Origin of the sequence: Amycolatopsis sp. NBC_01286, assembly GCF_035982555.1 — a bacterium.
Classification (GTDB): Bacteria; Actinomycetota; Actinomycetes; order Mycobacteriales; family Pseudonocardiaceae; genus Amycolatopsis.
The window spans coordinates 699,447-717,456 of the sequence record NZ_CP108428.1 but is presented as its reverse complement, the minus strand read 5'-3'; the positions used below and the strand labels follow the sequence as shown (position 1 = coordinate 717,456).

The window sequence follows — 18,010 nt, the reverse complement described above, 5'->3', positions numbered from 1 at the left end:
TGGGACGTGTACCGGAGTGCGTCACGCTCCCGCCATGAAGCGTTTGAACCTCCGGCGTATCGCCGGCTTAGGGATCATTCTCACGGCGGTGGGCACGCTCTCGGTGGGCGGCGCGCTCGAGGCGTCGGCCGCGGCGACCGGCACCATCAAGACCGCGGGCGACCCGCTGAACGTCCGCCGGGCGCCCACCACGAGCGCCACGGCCGTCAAGACCGTCGCGAACGGCGCGTCGGTGAGCATCGACTGCCAGACCACCGGCACGTCCGTGACCGGCACGTTCGGCACGAGCACGTTGTGGGACTACGTGCCCGCGCTCGGCGGCTACGTCTCCGACACCTACGTCAACACGGGCTCCGACACGCGGGTCGCGCCCGACTGCGGCGTCGGCACGGGCAGCGGCCAGTGCGCCGACGCCTGCGTCGGCGAGGGCCAGTACCGCTCGTCCGACTCGCACTTCCTGGTCTACGACACCGATGCCGACGGCTACTCCGCCGTCGTCACCTACTGGCTCAAGGGCGGCGCCGGCCCGTTCTACGTCTGGAACTCCGGCGGCGAGGGCACGAAGGTCGACAAGGCCGTCACCGTCGCGAAGGGCGGCTGGGTCTTCTACAAGGTCTGCGTCGCCAACTACACCACCGGCCAGCCGGACCTGAAGTCCTGCAGCGACGGCATCACCGACTTCGCCGCCTGACCGCGTCTTCCCCCTCCCCGAAAGGACTTCCGACATGAGTCAGGTCAACCGGCGCAAGGTGCTGCTCGGCGGCCTCGCCGCGGTCACCGCCACGGCGGCTTCGGCGGCCCTGCCGTCCTGGGCGAACGCCCGCACCACGGCGGCCGCGCCCGCCATCCACGATCCGTTCCAGCTCGGTGTCGCCTCCGGCGATCCGCTTCCCGACAGCGTAGTGCTGTGGACGAGACTCGCGCCCGCGCCGCTCAACGCGGACGGTTTCGGCGGCATGCCCGACGCGACGTACGCGGTCGACTGGGAGATCGCGAACGACGCGGCGTTCAGCTCGATCGTGCAGAGCGGGTCGGCGAGCGCGGTCCGCGCGTCCGCGCACAGTGTCCACATCGAACCGGTCGGGCTGCAGCCCGCGCGTGAATACTTCTACCGCTTCAAGACTTCCGGCTACATCTCGCCGGTCGGCCGCACGCGCACCGCGCCCGCCGCGGGCGCCGCCGTCAACCAGCTCAAGTACTGCTTCACCTCCTGCCAGCACTGGGAGGAGGGCTACTACCACGCGTACAAGGGCGTCGTGGCCGACGACCCGGACCTGGTGCTGTTCCTCGGCGACTACATCTACGAGAAGAAGTCGGGCCGCGCCGCGGCGGAGCGCAACCCGCGCAGCCTCGCCGTCGCCGACGACGCGACCACGCTCGCGATCTACCGCGCCCGCCACGGGCAGCACAAGACCGACGCCGACCTGCAGGCCGCGCACGCCATTGCGCCGTGGATCGTCGTCTTCGACGACCACGAGGTGATGAACAACTGGAACGGCACCACCTCGCCCGCGCCCGCCGCCCGCAAGGCCGCCGGGTTCCAGGCGTTCTACGAGCACACCCCGATCCGCTCGACCGCGAAGCCGAACGGCTCGTCGATCCAGCTGTACCGCCAGCTCATGTGGGGCAACCTCGCCCGGTTCCACATGCTCGACACCCGCCAGTTCCGCAACGCCCAGGTCGCCGACCCGTCCGGCTCGGCGGGCCCCTCCTGCACCGACATGCGCAGCACCTCGCGCAGCATCCTGGGGGCCACGGAGGAGGCGTGGCTGCTCAAGCAGTTCGAGTCGCACCCGGCGACGTGGGACTTCCTCGGCCAGCAGGTCTTCTTCGCCACGCGGGACGGTGACGGCAACAAGGCCACCTGCGAGAGCCCCGACTCCTGGCAGGGCTACGAGGCCTCACGCGACCGGATCGCGAAGGGCTGGGTCGACCGGAAGGTGGCCAACCCGATCGTGCTGACCGGCGACGTCCACCGGCACTGGGCCGCCGACCTGCGGCTGGACTACTTCGACCACAGCGACCCGCTCATCGGCTCGGAGCTCGTCACGACGTCGGTGACGAGCAACAGCGATACCGCGACCCCGCCGAGCGCGGCCTGGCTGGCGAACAACCCGCACGTCAAGTACTGCAAGGGCGAGCGCGGCTACGTCCGCGTCACGGCCACGCCGTCGCAGACGCGGGCGGACTTCATGACGACGTCCGACACGAGCGTCTACGACCCGGCGAAGGTGGTCATCAAGAACGACGCCAGCTACGTAGTGCAAGCAGGGACGCCTGGCCTGCAGAAGGTCTGAAGCCCGGGCGCTACGCTGAGTGACGTGACCGATGAACTGGGCCTGCGGGAGCGCAAGAAACTCCGCACGCGGGCGGCGATCTCGACGGCGGCGATCACGCTCTTCCTGGAGCGCGGGTTCGACGCCGTCGGGGTCGCCGAGGTGGCGCGGGTGGCCGAGGTGTCCAAGCGGACCCTCTTCGCCTACTTCCCGAGCAAGGAGGACCTGGTGCTGCACCGGTTCGCCGACCACGAGACGGACGCGGCGGACGTCGTCCGCGCCCGCCGCCCGGGCCAGGGGCCGTTGGCGGCGCTGCGGGAGGCGTTCCTGCGCGGCCTCGCCGAGCGCGAACCGGTGACCGGCCTGTGCGACGCCCTCGAGGTCGTCGCGGTGTTCCGGCTGGTCACCGGCACCCCGGCGCTGGTGGCGCGGCTGGCGGAGTTCGTCTCCGCGGGGGAGGCGGCACTGGCACTGGCGTTGATGGAAGCGAACGTGCCTTCACTGGACGCCGAACTGGCGGCGGCCCAGATCGCGGCGGTCCGCCGGCTGCTGTCGACGGCCAACATGGACGCCGTCGCGAACGGGATTCCCGCGGAGCAGCGCCATCCGGACGCGGTCGCCGCCGCCGATCGGGCGTTCGGCCTGCTGTCGTCCGGCGTAGGTTTCGGCTGATGCGGGATTCACGGTGTGGACCATGAAAAATGCACGTTCGCCGCGGGCTCCGCGAAGGTAGACTGCGAAAATTCTGATAGGACGCCGAAGCCGGCAGAGGTCTTCGGTGTCAGGACCGGTTCGCCGCCACGAAAACCGGAGCACCGCACCATTGCACAACGGGGGACCCGCACCCGGCTGGGGGTGGTGCGGGTCCCCTGGTCGGCCGTGGGAAAACGCTTTCTGGCCGCTCACGTCACCCCTCGGGCCGGGGTGCTCCGCGAAGTTGACGTGCGGTGAATGGATCGGGCTCGGACTGGTCGTCCGGCAACCGCACGGCCCCTTGTCCACGGCTGGCCGCAGCTCGCCGGTTCACAGTTCGGCCCGCGCGACGATGCTCGAATACCCCGCGGCGTCGAGGAACAGCAGGTACGCGTCGTCGTGGGTCACGCCGGCCCAGCACACCACAACGAGTAGCGGCGGCCGGCCCACCCGCCCCCGACGCGGCTGGGCCGGCCGTCAGCCGGTGGTGGACATCAGGTCCACGGTGAGCGCCGCGGTCCAGCCGAACGAGCGGGCGCCGTGGCCCGCGCCGGTGAACGGGTCCGCGTACTCCGCGAAACCCGTGCGCGTGGCCGTTTCGACGAGGTCGTCGCGCAGCCACGAGGCCAGCGCGTGCTCGCCGTGGTGCAGCAACCCCTGGCGGACCAGCCAGCCGACGTTGAACCACGACGGGCCGCGCCAGTAGCGGCCCGGGTCGAAGTCGGCCGCGGTCAGGTCGTAGCTCGGGACGCCGTGCACCTGGCCGAGCCGGAAGCGCGGGCCGGTGGCGGTGGCCAGCAGCGCCGGCGCGACGGCGAGGTCCGGCAGCACGAGCGGCAGCAGCCCGGCGCAGGTGTACTCGCGGGTGCGCTCGCCGGTGCGGACGTCTCGGGCGAAGAAGAAGCCGGACGCGCTGTCCCACAACGTTTCCTGCAGCGCCTTGGCGACGCGGGCCGCGCTGTCGCGGTGCGTGGCAGCGGCCGCGGGCAGGCCGAGCACCTCGGCGATCTCGGCCAGCGCGAGCTCGGCGTCGGCCAGCAGCGCGTTGAGGCCCGGGTCCTCGACGGTGAAGCCGCCGTCGACGTCGGCCCAGCGCGCGTCGAGGTAGCCGCTGTCGCGGTAGGCCGACGCGAGCCGGACGTAGCGGCCGTAGTCCTCGTCGCTCGGGCGGTCGGCGGCGTGGCCGTGCTCCAGGTCGCGGCGCACGAACCCGGCCGGGTCGGCGGGCGTGACGCGCGAAAGCGGGCCGTCCCACGCCGGGCTGTTGTCCATCCCCGATTCCCACGGGTGCACGATCGAGGCGAGCCCGCGCCCGCCGGCGTCGCGGTAGGTCCGCAGGTAGCCGTGCCAGGCCTTGAGCTTCGGGTAGAGCGTCGCGAGGAACGTCTCGGCGCCGGAACCCGCCGGGTCGGCGCGGTGCACGGCCAGCACGGCGCGCGCGTGCACCGGCGGCTGGATCAGCCCGGACGTCCGCCCGGCGCGCCAGAACGCGGGGCCGGGGAAGTACGCCTCGGGCGGGGTGTCCGGGTTGAAGAGGATGTGCGGGACGCGGCCGTCGCGCCACTGCGCGGAGAACAGCGTCACCAGCTCGCGCCGGGCGCGCTCCGGGGCCAGGTGGCGCAGGCCGAAGGCGATGAAGGCGGAGTCCCAGCTCCACTGGTGCGGGTACAGCCCGCGCGAGGGCACGGTGGACGCGCCGATCCAGTTCTCGGCCAGCACGGCCTCAGCGGACCCCCATGTTACGTCCATGTGTCCAATCTATCTCCTACTTATGTCTTGTCAATGGACAAAAGTAGGCCCTGGGATGATGTGACCCACAGCGAAGGGGGCCCGGATGACCACGCCGACCAGCGCCGGTGAGCTGCTGAGACTGGTCCGGACCGGTCAGGCGACCACGCGCAAGGCCCTGCTCACGCGCAGCGGGCTGTCCCGCTCGACGCTCACCGCGCGGCTCGACCTGCTCCAGTCGGCGGGCCTGCTGGCCGAGGGCGGGCAGGAGGACTCCACCGGTGGCCGCCCCGCGCGGCAGCTGCGGTTCGACGATCGGCACGCCGTCGTCCTCGCCGCGAGCGTCGACACGATGCACGCCGAGGTCGCGCTGACCGACCTGTCCGGACGCCGGCTGGGCGGCCGCGAGGGTCCGGTGCGCGTCGCCGACGGCCCGGAACCCGTGCTCGGCCGGATCGCGGAGTGGTTCGAGGAGCTGCTCGCCGACGTCGACCTGCCGGTCTGCGGGGTGGGGATCTCCGTGCCGGGGCCGGTCGAGCCGGGGCAGGCGCGGGTCACGCAGCCGCCGATCATGCCGGGCTGGGACCGCTACCCGATCGACGAGTACCTGGGGGAGCGGTTCGGTGCCCCGGTGCTGGTCGACAACGACGCGAACCTGATGGCCCTGGGCGAGCACCGCGCCCGCCACCCGGAGTCGCCCGCGCTGGTGGTCGTCAAGGTGTCCACCGGCATCGGCGCCGGCCTGGTCATCGGCGGCGACGTCTACCGCGGGGTCGACGGCGGCGCCGGCGACATCGGGCACATCCGGCTGCCGGCGTTCCCGGAGGCCCGCTGCATGTGCGGCTCCCAGGGCTGCCTCGCGGCGGTCGCCAGCGGCGGCGCGCTGGCCGCGCGCCTGACCGAGCAGGGCCTGCCGACGACGTCGGGCTCGGGCGTGCGCGACCGCATCCTGGCCGGCGAACCGGCGGCGGTCCGGCTGGCCGAGTTCGCGGGCCGCCAGGTGGGCGAGGTGCTCGCGACGCTGGTGTCGGTGGTCAACCCGGGCGTCCTGGTGATCGCGGGCGACCTGGCCGAGCCGCATTTCGTGGCGGGTGTCCGCGAGGTGCTGTACCGGCGCGCGTTGCCGCGGGCGACGCAGAGCCTGCAGGTGGAGATCGGCGGCACCGGGCTCGCGGTGGGCGGCGCGGTGGCGATGGTGGTGGAGTCGGTCTTTTCCCCGGTGGAAGTGGATCGCCGGCTGGCGGCGCAGGTCTGACGTCGGCCCGCGGCCGGTCCCGGATCCCCGGCCGAGCCGGTGGCTGACGGCTTAAGTGCCGTCATCGCGGGACTGTCCGGAGTGGACGGAGCAACCGACTTTCGTAGGTGGCGGGTACTCCGATCGCGTGGTCCGTAATACGGCCACGAATCGGACTTACCGCGCATCGCGGAGCAATCCTCGCGTATTTCGGACGACAAATCGGATTTCCGTCCCGCGCTCCGGATTCGGTGAATTCGCGACCAGATAACGGTTCCGCAAGTACTTCCCCGGGGCCGGAACCCCGATCTAGTCTCGTCCGGTGTTCTAGGTCCGTTACCCGGGCCGATTCAGAAGAGGGAGATTTCTGTGCGAAGAAGCTCCACCCTGCTCCTTTCGCTCGCGGTGGTGGGTGGTCTCACCGCGGCCATGCCGGCAGCGGCGTCGGCACAGGGGCGTCAGGACATTCCGCAGTCGCACCCGTTGTGGGCGAACGCGCAGGCGAAGGTCGCCGACACGGCGCCCGCGGCGAAGCTGAGCTTCCGCGTCTACCTGAACCAGCGTGACAACGCCGGAGCCGAGGCGCTGGCCCAGGCCGTGTCCGACCCGGACAGCAAGACCTACCGCCAGTTCCTGAGCACCGACCAGGTGCGGGACCGCTTCGCCGCCAGCGACGCGACGGTCAACGCCGTCAAGGCGTGGCTGACCGGCAGCGGCTTCAGCATCGGTGACATCCCGTCGAACCGCGCCTACGTCGAGGCCACCGGCACCGCCGGCCAGACGCAGAACGCGTTCGGCGTCAAGCTGGGCAAGTACAGCGTCAAGGGCCAGACCCTCCGCGCCGCCGACAAGAACCTTTCGGTGCCCGCGAACCTGGCGAACGACGTGCTCGGCGTCGTCGGCGTGGACCAGGCGACCAACCTGTTCAAGCCGGACCACACCGACGGCATCGACTCCGGCAAGGCGACCAAGTCGGTCCAGCCGTCGGACGTCGCGCCCGGGCCCGGCTTCCGCAACGCGCCGCCGTGCAGCTCCTACTACGGCGAGAAGGTCGACACCACCGACCCCGCCTACAACGGCAAGCAGCTGACCTACGCGCCCTGCGGTTACACCCCGGCCCAGCTCCGCTCGGCCTACGGTGTCGACCAGGCCGCGAAGTTCGGCGCGGACGGCCACGGCACCACGATCGCCATCGTGGACGCCTTCGCTTCGCCGACGATCTACGCCGACGCGAGCACGTACGCGAAGAAGAACGACCCGCAGCACCCCCTGAAGCAGAGCCAGTTCTCGCAGCACGTCTTCCCGGCGAACCCGGTTCTCGAGCCGCCGGACCAGTGTGACGCGGCGGGCTGGTACGGCGAGGAGACCCTCGACGTCGAGGCCGCCCACGGGCTCGCCCCGGGCGCGAACATCCTCTACGTCGGCGGCGAGTCCTGCGAGGACAACGCGCTCGACGAGGCGCTGAACTACGTGATCGCCGGCCACAAGGCCGACATCGTGTCGAACTCCTACGGCGACACCGGCGAGGACATCCCGGCCGACGAGGTCAAGGTCTTCAACCAGATCTCGCTGCAGGCGGTCCTCGAGGGCATCGGCGTCTACTTCTCCTCGGGCGACAACGGTGACGAGGTGGCGCGCCTCGGCACGCCGTCGCCGGACTTCTCCGCCTCCGCGCCGTGGATCACCGCGGTCGGCGGCACGTCGCTGGCGGTCGGCAAGAACGGCCAGCGGCTGTTCGAGACCGGCTGGGAGACCAGCAAGTCCACGATCACCAACGGTGCGTTCGGGCCGTTCGCCTACACCTCCGGTTCCGGTGGTGGCACGAGCCGCCTGTTCCCGCAGCCCTTCTACCAGAAGGGTGTCGTGCCGGACTCGCTGTCCACGAAGAACCAGACGGCCGGCAACAAGGGCCGCGTGGTTCCGGACATCTCCGCGATCGGTGACCCGAACACCGGCTTCCTGGTCGGCCAGACGCAGACCTTCCCGGAGGGTGCGCACTACGACCAGTACCGGATCGGCGGCACGAGCCTCGCGTCGCCGGTGTTCGCCGGCATCATGGCGGTGGCCGACAGCTTCGACCACTTCCACCACGGCTTCATCAACCCCGTGATCTACAAGCTGACCTCCCGCACCAAGGCGATCAGCGACGTGCAGCACGTGGACGCCGCGGTGGCCCGGGTCGACTACGCGAACTCGGTCGACGCGTCGGACGGCCTGCTCCGCTCGGTGCGGACGTTCGACTACCAGGGTCTGACGATCCACACCACCAAGGGCTACGACGACGTGACCGGCCTCGGCTCGCCCAGCGGGCTGCTGTTCCTGCTCCTCGTCTAGTCAGCTCCATCGAGGTCCGTGAAGGCCTCCTTACCGGCTCTTATGGCCGGTAAGGAGGCCTTCACGGCGTTTCGGGCCGCGTTGCTAGGGGGATGACCGCGCGGATCGTCGTGCCTTCCCCGGAGGTCTCCACGCACAGGTCGCCGCCCAGGGCCTGGACGCGGTCGCGCAGCCCGGCCAGTCCCGAGCCGCCGGCGGGGTCCGCGCCGCCCACGCCCCGGTCCGTCACCTCGACCCGCAGCTGCGCGCCGGCCACCGCGATGCGGACGTCCGCGTGGCCGGTCCGCGCGTGCTTCAACGTGTTCGTCAGCGCTTCCGACGTGACGTAGTAGGCCGTCGCCTCCACCGCGGCGTCGAGGCGCGGAACTGTGCCCACCGTGAGCGCCACCTCCATCGGGACGCGGTCCGCCAGCGACCGCACCGCCGCGACCAGGCCCGCCTCGGTGAGGATCGCCGGGCGGATGCCGCGGGCCAGCTCGCGCAGCTCGGTGATCGCCGTCTGCAGCTCGTCGACCGTGCTCGTCAGCAGCTCGCCGACCGCCGGCGGCAGCTCCGCGCGGCGGTTGGCCATCCGCAACAGCAGGACGACGCTGACCAGCCGCTGCTGCGCGCCGTCGTGGAGGTCGCGTTCCAGCCGGCGGCGCTCCTCGTCGCCGGCCGCGACGAGCCGGGCCCGCGACGCGCGCACCTCGGCCAGCCGCTGTTCGAGCTCGGCGGTGAGCCGCTGATTGTCCAGCACCAGCCCGGCCGCCGCGTTGAGCGCGTCGATCGAGCGGCTGTCCTTCCACACCTCGTCGTCCTGCACCAGCGCCGCCAGCCCGGTGCCGTCGCGCTCCAGCAGCAGCCGGATCATCTCGGCGTTGCCGACGCGGGCGCGCAGCACGCCGGCCAGGAACGCCAGCGGCCACAGGCAGAACGCGATCCGGTAGATCCCGAGCAGCGGCTCCGACAGGGGGCTGGCGTCACCGAGCGCGGTGCCCGCCGCCGACGTCGCGGCGCCGACGAGGGCGATCGCGATCACCGGCGACAGCAGCCGCCGCTGGGGCAGCCGGCCGGTCAGCCACCGGTACAGCAGCACCACGAGGACACCGGCGCTGATCACCGCGGCGGCCAGTCCCAGGACGCGGTCGGCGAGGCCGTGCCCGTCGTGGTCGGCGGAGATCGCCAGCAGGTCGCGCGGGTCGTCGCTGAACAGCAGCCCGAGCACCCCCAGCCCGAGCACGACCAGGTAGGACGCGGCCACGAGCAGCCGTTCCCACCGCGACCGGAGCCCGCCGTGCGGGAAGGCGAGCACCAGGTGCGCGATCACCGGGCTGGACGCGGCCCGCAGCGGCACGGCGAGCGTGTACAGCACCGGGTTCGCGGTGAACTGCAGGTCTTCGAGGAACAACGCGACGCCGACGAGCGCGATGAGCACGCCGATCGCGTTGGCCGGCCGCCGCACGTGCGCGACCGCGCCGGCGAGCAGGAACAGGAAGCCGGTGGTGGTGCTGAGCGCGGTGTCGAGCGCGGAGTGGCTGCCGTCGGCGACCTTGAGCGTCAGCGCGGTGACGCCGAGGCCGAAGCCGAGGCTCAGCAGCCCGGTCAGCACGACGGTCCGGGGGTGCTGCACCACGCGAACCCCTCCCGGACGGCTAACCGTGATTCGCCCGTTCGGCCCGCCGCGTTACACCGCGCGGCCGTCCGGGCACGGTGCGGCGCCGCGCATTCGCGGCCGGCCGGGTCGCTAAGCTCCCCTGACCATTCGGCGAGGGAGGATTTCACGGTGAAACTGCTGGTCACGGGCGGTGCGGGCTACATCGGGAGTGTGGTGACCCGAGCGCTTCTGGCGGCCGGGCACGAGGTCGAGGTGCTCGACGACCTGTCGACCGGGCACCGCGCGAGCGTGCCGGACAGCGTGGCCTTCCACCAGCTGTCGGTGCACGACGCGGCTCGGGTGCTGACGCCCGAAGCGGGCTTCGGCGGCGTGCTCCACTTCGCGGGGCGGATCGAGGTCGCGGAGTCCGTTGCCCGGCCGGACCGCTACTGGGACGTCAACGTGCGCGGCTCCCTCGCGTTGCTGGAGGCGGCCCGCGCGGCGCGCGTCCGGCGCCTGATCTTCTCGTCGACCGGTTCGATGTACCGGGGCGAGGGCGACGAGAAGCTCGACGAGACCGCCAGGGTGGAACCGCGCAACCCCTACGCGGCCAGCAAGCTCATGGTCGACCTGATGCTGTCCGCGGAAGCCGCGGCGTTCGGCCTCGGCGCGACGAGCCTGCGCTACTTCAACGCGGCGGGCGCGGTCGGCGACCTCGGCGAGCGGCACGACCCGGAGAGCCACCTCATCCCCATCGTGGTGCAGGTCGCGGCGGGCAAGCGGGAGCGGTTGCAGGTGTACGGCGACGACTACCCGACCCCGGACGGCACGTGCGTGCGGGACTACATCCACGTCGCCGACCTGGCCACGGCGCACCTGCTCGCGCTGGAGGCGATCGAGCCCGGCCGGCACGAGATCTACAACCTGGGCAACGGCAACGGCTACACCAACATGCAGGTCGTGGCCGCGGTTCGCGAGGTCACCGGGCACCCCATCCCCGTGGTGCTCGCCCCTCGGCGCGACGGCGACGCGGTCGTCACCGTCGCGAGCAGCGAGAAGGCCCGGAAGGACCTGGGGTGGCAGCCCGGCCGGCCCGATCTGCGCGACATCGTCGCCGACGCCTGGTCCTTCCACACCAACCACCACTGACCGTCGAGGCACGTCAAGAGCTCGCCGGGCCGGGGGGTGATCACGCATCCCCTAGGGTTGCCTCGATCACCCGAGTGGAGGCAGGACATGAGCGGACGCGGTCTCGACGCCGAGGTCTTCGGCGGGCGGATGCCCGCCGGGGGCTCGGACCTGGCGATCGAAACCCACGGCATCACGCCGGTGCCGGAGAGCAACCGGTTCGGGCGGCCGTGGCGGTTGTTCAGCGTGTGGTTCGCGCCGAACCTGACCATGACGGCGGTCTTCACCGGCACCCTCGCCGCGTCGCTCGGCCTCGGCTTCTGGACGGGCCTGGTCGCGATGCTCGCCGGCACGGTCCTCGGATCGCTGCCGGTGGCCTACCTGTCCACCTGGGGCCCGCGCACCGGCACCGGCCAGCTCCCGCTCGCGCGGCTGCCGTTCGGCGGCGGCGTCGTGCTGCCCGGCCTGGTGCAGTGGCTCGGTTCCATCGCCTGGGACGCGCTGGTCGGGCTGTTCGGCGGTGAGGCGCTGGCCGAGCTGACCGGGCTGCCGTTCTGGGCCGCGGTGCTGATCGTGCTGGTGCTGCAGTGCGCGCTCGGCGTCTTCGGCTACGCGCTCATCCACCGCGTGCAGGCCGTGATGAGCGTCCTGCTGGTGCTCGCGTTCGCCGCGCTCGCCGTGAAGGTCCTTTCCGGACACCCGATCGCGACGGCCGACACGGCCACCGGCGGCGACCACACCGGCGCCGTCGTGCTGTTCTCGACGATCGCGTTGTCGCTGGCGATCTCCTGGGCGCCGTACGCCTCGGACTTCAGTCGCTACCTGCCCGCGGACACGTCGTCGCGCGGCGTCTTCTGGTTCACCCTGCTCGGTCTGACGGCGTCGTACGCGATCGGCGAAGGCCTCGGGCTCGCGCTCGGGTCGTCGCTGGGCGACCAGACGGCGACCGGCGTCGCGACGTTGCTCGGCGGCGGTTTCCTCGGTTCGCTGGCCCTCGCGGTGATCGCGCTCGCGGCCGTGTCGTCCAACGCGATGAACGACTACAGCGGATCCCTGGCGCTGCAGACCGTCGGCGTCCGGCTGCGGCGCCCGGTGTCGGCGGTTCTCGTCACGGTGCTCGCGTTCGCGCTGATCCTCTGGATGCACAGCGGCGAGCTGGCGGCGAAGTTCCAGAACGTGCTGCTGTTCGTCAGCTACTGGATCCCGCCGTTCCTCGGCGTCGTGCTCCCGGACTGGCTGCGGCGCACCCGCGGCGGCCGATCCGTGGACGTCCGGGCCGCGACGACCACGCGTCCCTGGGCCGCCGTCGTGGCGTTCGTCGCGGGTTTCGGCGCGGCGGTGCCGTTCATGAACACGTCGCTCTACACCGGCCCGGTCGCCGCGGCCCTGCACGGCGCCGATCTCGCCTACTACGTCGGGCTCGTCGTTTCGCTGGCAGCGTATTTCCTGCTGCGCGGCCGCCGTCCTGTTGACCTCGACTAATGTAGAGGTTCAACGATGGTGTGGTACCCCTGCAAGGAGGAACCATGCCAGTCGCACTGATCACCGGCGCCTCGGCGGGGCTGGGGAAGGCCCTCGCCGCGGCCCTGGTGAGTCGCAAGTGGACGGTCGTCGGCGACGGCCGGGACGCGGCCGCGCTGACCGCCGCGGCCCGGGAGGCGGGCTTCACGCCCGTCCCCGGCGACGTCGCCGACCCGGACCACCGCGCCGCACTCGCCGCCACCGTCGGCTCCGGGCTCGACCTGCTCGTCAACAACGCCAGCACGCTCGGCGTCAGCCCGCTGCCGCCGCTGGGCCGTTATCCCTTGGCGGAGCTGGAAAACGTCTACCGCGTGAACGTCTTCGCGCCGCTCGCGCTGACCCAGCTGCTGCTGCCCGCCCTGACGAAGACCGGCGGCACGATCGTCGACGTCAGCTCAGACGCCGCCGTCGAAGCCTACGAAGGCTGGGGCGGTTACGGCTCGGCGAAGGCCGCGCTCGACCAGCTCACCGCCGTGCTCGGCGCGGAGCACCCGGACCTGGCCGTCTACGCGGTCGACCCCGGCGACCTGCGCACCGCGATGCACCAGCTCGCCTTCCCCGGCGAGGACATCTCCGACCGGCCGCTGCCCGAGGCGGCGGTCCCGGCGTTCCTGCGGCTGCTCGACGAGCGTCCGGCCAGCGGCCGCTACCGCGCCGCCGACCTGCTGGTGCCCGCATGAGCGTCCGGTTCGAGCTGCCCGGCGAACTCTCGGCGTCGGCGCCACCGGAAGCCCGCGGGGTGGCGCGCGACGAGGTCCGCCTGCTGGTCGCGAGCCCGTCCGCGGTGCACCACACGGTGTTCAGCGCACTGGGCGATCACCTGCGGCCGGGCGACCTGCTGGTCGTCAACACGTCCGGGACACTGCCCGCGGCGATCGACGCCCGTCGCGGCGGGCGTCCGGTCGTCGTCCACTTCTCGACCGAGCTGGCCGACGGCGCGTGGGTGGTCGAGCTGCGCGCCCCCGGCGGCCCGCTGCTCGACGGCCGGCCGGGCGAGCGCCTGGACCTGCCCGGGGGCGCGTCGCTGACGCTGCTCGCCGAGCACGTCCCGGGGCAGGCACGGCTGTGGCGGGCGGCCGCGTCGGTCCCGGTGCCCGGGTTGCTGGCCGCGAGCGGACGTCCGATCCGCTACGGCTACGTCCCACGCGCGTGGCCGCTGAGCGACTACCAGACGGTGTTCGCCCGCGAGCCGGGCAGCGCGGAGATGCCGTCGGCGGCCCGGCCGTTCACGGACGCGCTGGTCACCCGCCTGGTGACCGACGGCGTGCTGGTCGCGCCACTGTTGCTGCACACCGGGGTGTCGTCGCTGGAGACTGGCGAGCCGCCCCAGGCCGAGCGCTTCCGGGTCCCCGCCACGACCGCCGCGCTGGTTTCGTGGGTCCGCACCCGCGGCGGCCGCGTGATCGCGGTGGGCACGACAGCGGCCCGCGCCCTGGAGTCGGCCTTCGACGGCAGTGCGGTCGGCGCGGCCGAGGGCTGGACGGACCTGGTCCTGGGCCCGGACCGCCCGGCCCGGGTGGTGGACGGCATCGTCACGGGCCTGCACGCGCCGGACGCGTCCCACCTGCTGCTCCTGGAGGCGGTGGCCGGCCCGGAGCTGGTCCAGCGGGCTTACGACGCGGCGGTGGAGCGCCGCTACCTCTGGCACGAGTTCGGCGACGTCTCCCTGCTCCTGCGTCGCTGAAAGCCGTGAAGGCCTCCTTACCGGCCATAAGAGCCGGTAAGGAGGCCTTCACGGACATCCGCTACTGGCGCGCCGGTTCGCGGGTGTCGTCCTGGCGGCGGGCCCGGTACAGGCCGGCCACGGCGACGACCGTGATCCCCAGTCCGACGCCGCTGACGATCGAGGCCACCAGGCTCGCCGTGCCGGTCGCCAGGCCGAAGAGGCCGCCCAGGTACACCGGAATGCACAGGCTGACCGGCAGCCAGGTCCGCAGCGCGAACGCGCGGTCCGACGCCAGCCACAGCACGAGCGAAACGGCCGCCGCGGTGGCGACCGGGATCGCCCAGACGACCATGCTCGTCACGGCGTCCATCCCCAGCGACCGGAGCCATTCGAACGACGCCTGGCCCAGCCCGACGAAGAGAACGACCAGCGCCACGCGGATGGTGGCCCCCTGGCCGGCACGGTGTGCGGTGCTCGTCATGTCATCCCTCCCAAGTCCGTGGTCACCTGTACCACGTCCGGATGACGCGTCCGGTTGCCCGCATTTCGCAATTCGATGGCGACGACCAGCAGAACGATCAACGCCGGCACCGTCAGGAAGATCAACACGAACAGGTGACCCCGCGACGCCGTGCCGGTGACCAGGCCCATCAGGCCGATGGCCAGGGACGGCACGGCCGCCCAGTCCGGCAGGAACGCGGCCCGTGGGCGCGGCCTCCCGGAGAGCACCCAGACCGCCAGGCCGGCCAGCAGACCCAGCAGCGGGGCCGCGGCGACCGCCCCCACGGCCGGCCACTCGCCCAGGCCCGTGGTCTCCAGCCAGTCGGCGCCGATCGGCCCCAGTCCGAGAGCCGCCCACATCAGCAGCACCAGCTGGCTCGTCAGCCGGTTTCGCGCGTCAGGTTCCACAGCTCCCCCTCGGAAGTCGTCGGGAGCACCACGCGCGAGCGGCCCAGGAGGTTGCACTTAGGCGCATGAATCGTCGATGTCAAGGAATCTCACTCGTTTTCCCGGGATGCGGATGGCTATGCGCCCCAGTGGGTGACCGTGCGAACCTCGCCCCCGACATCGACCCCGTGAAAGGCGACGCTGACGTGCGCTCCCACCACAGAACCCGCTTCCTGGCCTCGGCGTTCGCCGCCCTGACCGTCGTGGGCGTGCTCGCCGGCTGCTCCCGCGCCGCGGAGAACACCGCCCCCGCCGCCAACGCGGGCGCCGCCACCGAGGTCCGGCTCGGGTTCTTCCCGAACGTCACGCACGCCCCGGCGCTGATCGGCGTCAAGAAGGACTTCTTCAAGCAGGAACTGGGCTCGACCAAGCTCACCACCCAGACGTTCAACGCGGGCCCCGACGAGGTCAACGCGCTGCTGGGCAACTCCCTCGACATCGCCTACATCGGCTCCGGCCCGGCGATCAACGCCTTCACCAAGTCCAAGGGCACCATCCAGCTGATCTCCGGCGCGGTCTCGGGCGGCGCGCAGCTGGTCGTCAAGCCGGACATCGCGAGCGTCGACGCGCTCAAGGGCAAGAACATCGCCACCCCGCAGCTGGCCAACACCCAGGACGTCGCGCTCAAGAAGTTCCTCGCCGGCAAGAGCCTGACCGGCCAGGTCAAGATCACCAACCTGGACAACTCGAAGACGCTCGACGCCTTCAAGAAGGGCGAGGTCGACGGCGGCTGGCTGCCCGAGCCGTGGTCGTCGCGGCTGGTCCTCGACGCCGGCGCGAAGGTCCTGGTCGACGAGAAGGACCTGTGGCCCGGTGGCCGGTTCCCGACCACCGTCGTCATCGTGCGCAGCCAGTTCCTGCAGGAGCACCCGGACACCGTCCGCGCCGTGCTGAAGGGCCAGCTGGCCGCGATCGACTGGGCGAAGGCCAACCCGGCGGACGCGAAGACCGTGGTCAACGGCGCGCTCAAGGAGCTGGCCGGCAGCAGCCTCAGCCCGGCGGTCATCGACCGCGCGTTCTCGAACATCGAGCTGACCTCCGACCCGATCCCCGCCGAGTTCCCGCAGCTCGCGCAGGACTCGGTGACCGCGGGCGTCGTGAAGAGCGTCGTCGCGCTGAAGGGCTTCGCCGACTTCGGCCCGCTCAACGACGTCCTCAAGGCCCAGAACCAGCCCGCCGTGAACGCGCCCGAGCTCATCAAGTGATCCGGAGAGGCAGCCTGCGATGACCACGACCCTCCCGAGTGGCCGGACCGGGCACACCGGCACGGCCGCGGTCCGGCTGGACGGTGTGCGCAAGACGTTCGGCACGGGCGGGCGCGCGGTGGTCGCGCTGGACGGCGTCGACCTGACGGTCGCGCCGGGCGAGTTCGTCTGCCTGCTCGGCGCGTCCGGCTGCGGCAAGAGCACGCTGCTGAACCTGGTCGCGGGCCTGGACGCGCCGTCGGCGGGGGAGATCACGCTCACGACGTCCCGGCCGGCGGTGATGTTCCAGGAGGCCGCGCTGATGCCGTGGCTGACCGCCGCGCGCAACGTCGAGCTGCCGCTGCGCCTGGCCGGCTTCGGCCGGGCCGAGCGCCGCGAGAAGGCCGCCGAGCTGCTGGACCTGGTCCGGCTGACCGACGCCGGGGCGAAGCGGCCGCACGAGCTGTCCGGCGGGATGCGCCAGCGCGTCGCGCTGGCCCGCGCGCTGGCCGCGACCCTGCGCGTCGGCGGCGACCCGGAGCAGGCGCTGCTGCTGATGGACGAGCCGTTCGCCGCGCTCGACGCCATCACCCGCGACGTCCTGCAGGGTGAGCTGCTGCGCGTCTACCGCAGCACCGGCACGTCGGTGCTGTTCGTGACCCACGACGTGCGCGAGGCGGTCCGGCTCGGGCAGCGCGTGGTGCTCCTGTCGTCGCGGCCCGGGCGGGTCGTGCGCGAGTGGGTGGACGTGCCGCTGGCCGACGCCGAGGAGCTGACCGAAGAGATCACCGGGCACCTGCGAGAGGTGATCAGCACCCATGCCGCAGCTTGACCGGCCCGCGGATGTCGAGGATCTCGACGCTGTAGGTGCTGGACTGGACTCGTTGGACACCCCGGTCGGGGACCGCCGGCCGAGCTTCTGGAAGCGGTTCGCCTGGGGGTTCCTGCCCCCGGTGCTGGCGCTCGTCGTGCTGGTCGTCGTCTGGCAGCTGCTGTGGGCCGCGGCGTTCTGGCCGGAGACACAGCTGCCCGCGCCGATCGCCGTCTGGGACGAGTTCTGGAGCCACGTCGTCACCGGCGAGGTGTTCGGGTTCGTCTGGACGTCGGTGCACCGCGCCGCGCTCGGTTTCGTCGCCGGGGTCGTCCTCGGCACGCCGCTCGGGCTGCTCGTCGCGAAGGTCCGCGTGGTGCGGGCCGCGATCGGCCCGCTGCTGACCGGGCTGCAGAGCCTGCCGTCGGTGGCGTGGGTGCCGGCCGCGATCCTGTGGTTCGGCATCAACGACGGCGCGATCTACTTCGTCGTGCTGCTCGGTTCGGTGCCGTCGATCGCGAACGGCCTGGTCTCGGGCATCGACCAGATCCCGCCGATCCTGCCGCGCGTCGGCCAGGTGATGGGCGCGGGCCGGCTGTCGTCGGCCCGGCACATCCTGCTGCCGGCGGCGCTGCCGGGCTTCCTCGCCGGGCTCAAGCAGGGCTGGGCGTTCTCGTGGCGCTCGCTGATGGCGGCCGAGCTGATCGCGTTGTCCCCGCAGCTGGGCGTCGGCCTCGGCGCGTACCTGAACCAGGGCTCCTCGCTCAACAGCATCGAGACGGTCATCGCGGCGATCTTCCTGATCCTGCTGGTCGGCGTCGGGATCGAGCTGATCGTGTTCCGCCCGCTGGAGCGCTCGGTGCTGCGGGCCCGCGGGCTCACGTCGTCGCTCTAGAAACTTTTCCGCGCGG

General features: G+C 72.0%; 16 protein-coding genes. 12 read left to right on the top strand and 4 right to left on the bottom strand.

Annotated features, from left to right (window positions below):
* Positions 1-88: 88 nt before the first annotated feature.
* Genes OG570_RS03345 through OG570_RS03335 form a run of 3 tightly spaced genes read left to right on the top strand, consistent with a single transcriptional unit; the run spans position 89 to position 2,948 of the window.
* A complete protein-coding gene (locus OG570_RS03345; protein ID WP_326955547.1) occupies positions 89-691 on the top strand; it encodes a hypothetical protein in 603 nt (200 codons plus the stop codon).
* Between the two features lie 34 nt (positions 692-725).
* Positions 726-2,297, top strand: coding sequence for an alkaline phosphatase D family protein (locus tag OG570_RS03340; protein WP_326955546.1), 1,572 nt, complete (start codon positions 726-728; stop codon positions 2,295-2,297).
* Positions 2,298-2,321: 24 nt separating this feature from the next.
* Positions 2,322-2,948, top strand: coding sequence for a TetR family transcriptional regulator (locus OG570_RS03335; protein ID WP_326946743.1), 627 nt, complete (start codon positions 2,322-2,324; stop codon positions 2,946-2,948).
* 498 nt (positions 2,949-3,446) lie between these two features.
* Here OG570_RS03335 and OG570_RS03330 read toward each other — a convergent pair whose 3' ends face one another.
* Positions 3,447-4,718 carry an MGH1-like glycoside hydrolase domain-containing protein gene (locus OG570_RS03330; protein ID WP_326946744.1) on the bottom strand — a complete coding sequence of 424 codons (1,272 nt, stop codon included), beginning with the start codon at positions 4,716-4,718 and terminating at the stop codon, positions 3,447-3,449.
* Positions 4,719-4,803: 85 nt separating this feature from the next.
* On the opposite strand from OG570_RS03330, the gene OG570_RS03325 reads away from it, so the two are divergent.
* Positions 4,804-5,952 (top strand): ROK family transcriptional regulator, encoded by a 1,149-nt coding sequence (locus OG570_RS03325; RefSeq protein ID WP_326955545.1) that lies wholly within the window; start codon positions 4,804-4,806, stop codon positions 5,950-5,952.
* A gap of 348 nt (positions 5,953-6,300) precedes the next feature.
* The gene (locus tag OG570_RS03320) at positions 6,301-8,265 is read left to right on the top strand and encodes a S53 family peptidase (protein WP_326955544.1); all 1,965 of its coding nucleotides are present in this window, start codon (positions 6,301-6,303) and stop codon (positions 8,263-8,265) included.
* Between the two features lie 61 nt (positions 8,266-8,326).
* Here OG570_RS03320 and OG570_RS03315 read toward each other — a convergent pair whose 3' ends face one another.
* Positions 8,327-9,877 (bottom strand): sensor histidine kinase, encoded by a 1,551-nt coding sequence (locus OG570_RS03315; protein WP_326959849.1) that lies wholly within the window; start codon positions 9,875-9,877, stop codon positions 8,327-8,329.
* A 153-nt stretch (positions 9,878-10,030) separates the two neighbouring features.
* On the opposite strand from OG570_RS03315, the gene galE reads away from it, so the two are divergent.
* From galE to OG570_RS03295, 4 genes are all read left to right on the top strand, one after another.
* Complete coding sequence (gene galE / locus OG570_RS03310; RefSeq protein ID WP_326955543.1) at positions 10,031-10,990, top strand: UDP-glucose 4-epimerase GalE; 960 nt, start codon at positions 10,031-10,033, stop codon at positions 10,988-10,990.
* Between the two features lie 87 nt (positions 10,991-11,077).
* Positions 11,078-12,451, top strand: a complete 1,374-nt coding sequence (locus OG570_RS03305; RefSeq protein WP_326955542.1) for a purine-cytosine permease family protein — start codon at positions 11,078-11,080, stop codon at positions 12,449-12,451.
* Between the two features lie 44 nt (positions 12,452-12,495).
* Positions 12,496-13,170, top strand: coding sequence for an SDR family NAD(P)-dependent oxidoreductase (locus tag OG570_RS03300; protein WP_326946750.1), 675 nt, complete (start codon positions 12,496-12,498; stop codon positions 13,168-13,170).
* A complete protein-coding gene (locus tag OG570_RS03295; RefSeq protein WP_326955541.1) occupies positions 13,167-14,174 on the top strand; it encodes an S-adenosylmethionine:tRNA ribosyltransferase-isomerase in 1,008 nt (335 codons plus the stop codon). Before OG570_RS03300 ends, OG570_RS03295 begins: the two co-directional genes overlap by 4 nt.
* A 61-nt stretch (positions 14,175-14,235) precedes the next feature.
* On the opposite strand, the gene OG570_RS03290 is transcribed toward OG570_RS03295, so the two are convergent.
* Together OG570_RS03290 and OG570_RS03285 are read right to left on the bottom strand one after the other, a co-directional pair.
* Positions 14,236-14,637, bottom strand: coding sequence for a hypothetical protein (locus tag OG570_RS03290; protein WP_326955540.1), 402 nt, complete (start codon positions 14,635-14,637; stop codon positions 14,236-14,238).
* The gene (locus tag OG570_RS03285; RefSeq protein WP_326955539.1) at positions 14,634-15,065 is read right to left on the bottom strand and encodes a hypothetical protein; all 432 of its coding nucleotides are present in this window, start codon (positions 15,063-15,065) and stop codon (positions 14,634-14,636) included. Before OG570_RS03285 ends, OG570_RS03290 begins: the two co-directional genes overlap by 4 nt.
* A gap of 185 nt (positions 15,066-15,250) precedes the next feature.
* Here OG570_RS03285 and OG570_RS03280 point away from each other — a divergent pair, with 185 nt between their 5' ends.
* The 3 genes from OG570_RS03280 to OG570_RS03270 are packed head-to-tail and all read left to right on the top strand — an operon-like array spanning position 15,251 to position 17,994.
* On the top strand, positions 15,251-16,309 hold the full coding sequence (locus tag OG570_RS03280) for an ABC transporter substrate-binding protein (RefSeq protein ID WP_326959848.1): 1,059 nt from the start codon (positions 15,251-15,253) through the stop codon (positions 16,307-16,309).
* Positions 16,310-16,328: 19 nt separating this feature from the next.
* Positions 16,329-17,120 carry an ABC transporter ATP-binding protein gene (locus tag OG570_RS03275; protein ID WP_247061646.1) on the top strand — a complete coding sequence of 264 codons (792 nt, stop codon included), beginning with the start codon at positions 16,329-16,331 and terminating at the stop codon, positions 17,118-17,120.
* On the top strand, positions 17,107-17,994 hold the full coding sequence (locus OG570_RS03270; RefSeq protein ID WP_326946753.1) for an ABC transporter permease: 888 nt from the start codon (positions 17,107-17,109) through the stop codon (positions 17,992-17,994). The genes OG570_RS03275 and OG570_RS03270 overlap by 14 nt, the downstream gene beginning before the upstream one ends.
* The last annotated feature ends 16 nt before the right edge of the window (positions 17,995-18,010 follow it).